Source organism: Sandarakinorhabdus limnophila DSM 17366, from assembly GCF_945882885.1.
Taxonomy (GTDB): Bacteria; Pseudomonadota; Alphaproteobacteria; order Sphingomonadales; family Sphingomonadaceae; genus Sandarakinorhabdus; species Sandarakinorhabdus limnophila_A.
In genome coordinates this window covers 1-4533 of record NZ_CAMCWT010000100.1, presented here as the reverse complement: position 1 = coordinate 4533, position 4533 = coordinate 1, and the positions used below count along the sequence as shown (strand labels likewise).

Genomic DNA, 4533 nt, shown 5'->3' with positions numbered 1-4533 from the left:
CCGCGCGTCCGCAGCCGGGGCGCGAGGAAATCGTAGAAGAACCAGTCTTTCACCGCATAGGGCGTCAGCGCATAGGTGAGCCGCTCCACAAGGTTCCAGCGCACATGGCCCTTCACCTGCCGGCGCGGCGCCGGCCAGCAGACATGATCGGCCGCGTGGGTGAGGCGGCCCTGTTTCAGCACGCGGTGGATGAGTTCGTGATCGTACAGCACGAACGGCCATTGATCGCTCTTGGGGCCACCGCAGGCGACCAGCGGCGCGATGCGGAAGGCCTGACCAAAGGTGCCGGTGTGGCCCTGGCCGCTCAGCAAGCTGGCGGTGAGCGCCATGCGATGGCGGACAATGCGGTTCTTGAAACTGTCGTAGGGACCGTAGATGTCGAAGGCCTGCACGCCGACAATACGCTTGTCGGTGCCCATCAGTTCGTCGGCGCGGCTGATGTAATGCGGCGGGTAGAAGGTATCGGCATCCCAAAAGGCGATGTTTCCGGCGCCGAGCTCCTGCGCGATGGCAAGGCCGCGCCGCAGTGCAAACGTGTGGCCCTGGTTCGTTTCGGTGACCAGCATGGCGCGGGGATTGCCGTCGATGGCATCGGCCACGATCTGAGCGCTGGCATCGGTGGAGGCGTTGTCCACACACACCAGCATGATGTCGTCGCGATCCTGCGCCAGCGCGCACTGCACGGTCGGCGCGATATAGTTCGCCTCGTTGTAGAAGGCGATGACGACAACCCATTTGGGGCGGAAAGCGGTGGCCATGACCGCTGCCTTACGGCGGCGATGCTTGACCGACAAGCCATGGTCCGGCACGGCTGTTGCCGATGCTTTCGAACGCTGATCTGGCGCGGCTGGTGATGCCGATGGCCATCGGCCTGTTGATCGGGCTGGATCGACCTGGGTGGCGCTGTCTCGCGACCCCGCCCGGCTCGATGCGCTGGCGGCGGCGGGCGGCGGCTGGCGCCCACCCCGCAGCCAGAAGGGGCTGGCGCCGTGGAGCGATGATTTCGCTTCGGTGCTGCCCGTCCTGCGCTGGCGCAGTGATTTAGGGGGCGATTGATGGCCGCTGCACGGGTTGATTGGCAAGCCCCGTGCCATTAGGGGTGGGCACCATGGCGCGCACCCCCTCCCATCCGGCTCTTGCAGGCGGCGCGCATCCGTTCCCGCATGAACATCTGCTCGGTATCGCCCAGCTGAAGCCGTGGGAAATCGCGTTCCTGCTGGATGAAGCCGAACAATGGGTGGACATGAACCGCGCCCGTACGGCCAAGCGGGATGATCGTCTCGCCGGCCTTACCCAGATCAACGCCTTTTTCGAAAACTCCACCCGCACGCTGCTCAGCTTCGAAATCGCCGGCAAGCGGCTGGGGGCAGACGTGGTTAATCTTGGCGTCTCCGGCTCCAGCCTTAAGAAGGGCGAGACCCTGCTGGATACCGCGCTGACGCTGAACGCCATGCACCCGGACATGATCGTGATCCGCCACGGATCGTCGGGCGCGGTGCAGCTTATTTCGGAAAAGGTCGATTGCCCGGTGCTGAATGCCGGCGATGGCCGCCACGAACACCCCACCCAGGCGCTGCTCGACGCCCTCACCATCCGCCACCGCAAGGGCCGCATCGCCGGGCTACGCGTGGCGATCTGCGGCGATATATTGCACAGCCGCGTTGCCCGTTCCAATTTCCAGCTGCTGGCCAGCCTAGGCGCCGAAGTGCGCGCCGTGGCCCCGTCCACCCTGCTGCCCGACGGCCTTGATGGCTATGCCGTGCAAAGTTTCACCGACATGGATGCGGGCCTTGCCGGGGCCGACGTGGTGATGATGCTGCGCCTGCAGACTGAGCGCATGGAGGGCGCCTATGTGCCCAGTCCGAGGGAGTATTTCCGTTTTTACGGGCTCACCGAAGCCCGCCTCGCCAAGGCTGCGCCCGATGTGCTGGTGATGCACCCCGGCCCGATGAACCGCGGCGTGGAGATCGAAGGCGCCATTGCCGACGATATCGCCCGCAGCGCCGTCACCGAACAGGTGGAAATGGGTGTTGCGGTGCGCATGGCCTGCCTTGATGTGCTGACCCGCAAACGGCGTGGTGTGGAGGGCTGGGCATGATGGTCACCGCCCCCATCGCGCTCACTGGCGCCCGCGTCATCTGCCCCGCAACCGGGCATGACAGCATTGCCAACATCCTGCTGAAGGACCGCAAGGTTGCTGGCATCGGCCAGCATGAGCCGCCTTCTGAGGCCACGGTGATTGATGCGCGTGGGTTGGTGGCCGCGCCGGGGATCATCGATGCCGGCGTGTTCAAGGCCGATACCGCTGCGGCCAACGCGGGCGGCATCACCCGCATGGTGCTGATGCCCGATCAGTCGCCGCCGCTGGATGAGCCAGCACTGGTTGCCTATGCCCAAGGATCGGGCAAGCCAGAAGTGTGGGTGCACCCGCTCGCCGCTGCCACCCGCGGGCTGAACGGCGCGGAACTGGCCGAAATCGGCCTGGCCAAGGCCGCTGGCGCCGTGGGTGTCGCCACCGGTCGCCACGCCATCGCCGATGCCCGCGTCATGCACCGGCTGCTCGCCTATGCCCATGGCCATGGCTTGACCGTGGTCAGCCATGCCGAGGAACCAGGGCTCACCGCCGGCGCCGTCGCCACGGCGGGCGAATATGCGACCCGGCTGGGCCTTGCCGCCGCGCCGGCCTTTGCGGAAAGCCTGGCCATCAGCCGCGATTGCCGCCTTGCCCAAGCCACTGGCGCGGCACTGCACATCCGCCAGGTCACCACGGCCGAAGGCCTCGCCGTGATTGCTGCTGCGCAGTCGCGCGGCTTGGATGTGACGGCCGGCATCACGCCCGCCCACCTATTCCTCAACGATATGGCCGTCTCCGGCTTCCGCAGCTTTGCCCGCCTGTCCCCGCCGCTGCGCGATGAGCGCGACCGGCTGGCGGCGATCGAGGGCATCCGCGCCGGCCTGATCACCATTCTCTCATCCGGCCACGATCCGCAAAGCCAGGAAGACAAGCGCCAGCCCTTCGCCGATGCCCGCGCCGGAATGGCCGGCGCTGAAACCCTGCTGGCGCTGGGCCTGGGCCTTGTGCGCGATGGTGTGATCGATCTGCCGCGCCTGGTGGCCATGCTCAGCCTCAATCCTGCCCGCCGCTTTGGGCTCATCGCCGGAACGCTGCAACTGGGCGCACCTGCAGACCTTGTGGTCTTTGATGAAGCGGCCCCCTGGCGTATCGACGGACGGAAATTTCACGGAGCCGGCAACACGCCTTTTGATGGTGTGCCAACCGCCGGCATCGTGCGCATGACAATCAAAGGTGGAGACGTGGTTTGGCGCGTGTAAGGATCATTGGCGCCCTGCTGGTGCTGGCCCTAGTGGCCGGCGATCCTGCGCTCGCCGCCCGCAAGAAGAAGGGCAAGAAAAAGCGTGCCAGCCGCCCGGCCGCTGCCGCACCTGCCCGCGCCACGCCGCCGCCGCCATCGGTGCGCCAAGGCGTTGAACTTTGGCGCGCCAGCAAGTGGGATGCCGCCGTTTCCATGTGGCAGCCGTTTGCGGAAAACGGCGATGCCGATGCCATGTTCAACATGGGCCAGGCTTATAAACTCGGCCGCGGCGTCGCGCTCGAAAAGACCACCGCCGGCGACTGGTATCGCCGCGCCGCCGTGAAGGGCCATCTGCCCGCGCAGGCCAATCTGGGCATCTTGTTGTTCCAAGCCACCGAAAAGGCCGAAGCCGTGCGCTGGCTGAAGGCTGCCGCCGATCGCGGCGAAATGCGCGCCCAATATGTGCTGGGCATCGTGCACTGGAACGGCGATGGCGCAGTGAAATCCCTGCCGCTGGCCTATGCCTATTTGGTGCGCGCCGCCGCGCAAGGCCTGCCCGAAGCCACCAAGGCGCTGAATGAACTTTCCCAAGTGATCCAGTCGCTCGATCGCGCGAACGGCTGGCAGATCGCCACATCGCTCGCCAACGGCAGCAACATCCCGGCGCAGTTCCAGCCCGGCATACAGCCGCCGCCGATGATGGCCGTCACCACGCCGCCACCGGAGATCGTGGTCGCCAGCGCGCCAGCAGCGGCTTTCGGCACCAGCACTGCCGCTCTGAACGCCGCGGCGCTGAAAGCCGCCGATGCCGATGCAGACGCGGGCGAAGGCGACACCGAAGACGCGCAAGATTCAGCGCCCGCTGCCGCCGAACCGATGCGCCAACCCGCTCTGGCCGCCAGCACGTCCCCCTTGGCGCCGCCCACCGCTCGGCCCAACCGTGCCGCCGAAGCCGCCGCTGAAAAACGCGCCGCCGAAAAGAAACTGGCCGCCAAGAAGGCCGCCGAGCCGAAGGAAACCGGCTGGCGCATCCAGCTTGGCACCTATCCCAACCAGAAAACCGCCATGCAGGCCTGGGCCAAACTTGCCGCCGCGAACAAGAAGTCGACCAAGGGCCTGCACCCGACGATCGGCAAATTCGGCAAAAACTACCGCCTGCAGGTCGGCCCATTCCCCACCCGCGACGAAGCCCGCGACGGCTGCAAGACGCTGGAAATCG

Annotated in this window: 5 protein-coding genes; 4 read left to right on the top strand and 1 reads right to left on the bottom strand. The window is 66.5% G+C overall.

Annotated elements, in window-relative coordinates; genetic code table 11:
• Positions 1–758, bottom strand: a 758-nt coding sequence (locus Q7O19_RS13085) for a glycosyltransferase family 2 protein (protein ID WP_303810931.1), incomplete at its 3' end; no start/stop codon positions are given.
• A 139-nt stretch (positions 759–897) separates the two neighbouring features.
• Between Q7O19_RS13085 and Q7O19_RS13080 the strand changes: the two genes are divergently transcribed.
• The 4 genes from Q7O19_RS13080 to Q7O19_RS13065 form a co-directional block, all read left to right on the top strand.
• Entirely contained in the window at positions 898–1056 is a 159-nt protein-coding gene (locus tag Q7O19_RS13080) for a hypothetical protein (RefSeq protein ID WP_303810930.1), read from the top strand.
• A gap of 52 nt (positions 1057–1108) precedes the next feature.
• Entirely contained in the window at positions 1109–2098 is a 990-nt protein-coding gene (locus Q7O19_RS13075; RefSeq protein WP_303810929.1) for an aspartate carbamoyltransferase catalytic subunit, read from the top strand.
• Positions 2095–3333: a dihydroorotase family protein gene (locus Q7O19_RS13070; RefSeq protein WP_303810928.1), complete on the top strand. Its 1239-nt coding sequence runs from the start codon at positions 2095–2097 to the stop codon at positions 3331–3333. Before Q7O19_RS13075 ends, Q7O19_RS13070 begins: the two co-directional genes overlap by 4 nt.
• The coding region (locus tag Q7O19_RS13065; protein WP_303810927.1) for an SPOR domain-containing protein at positions 3321–4533 on the top strand (1213 nt) is incomplete at its 3' end. The genes Q7O19_RS13070 and Q7O19_RS13065, both read left to right, overlap by 13 nt.

Bases quoted from the DNA above. Each gene is read 5' to 3' on its own strand.
- Q7O19_RS13075 (WP_303810929.1), top strand. From the start codon at position 1,109: ATGGCGCGCACCCCCTCCCATCCGGCTCTTGCAGGCGGCGCGCATCCG.
- Q7O19_RS13070 (WP_303810928.1), top strand. From the start codon at position 2,095: ATGATGGTCACCGCCCCCATCGCGCTCACTGGCGCCCGCGTCATCTGC.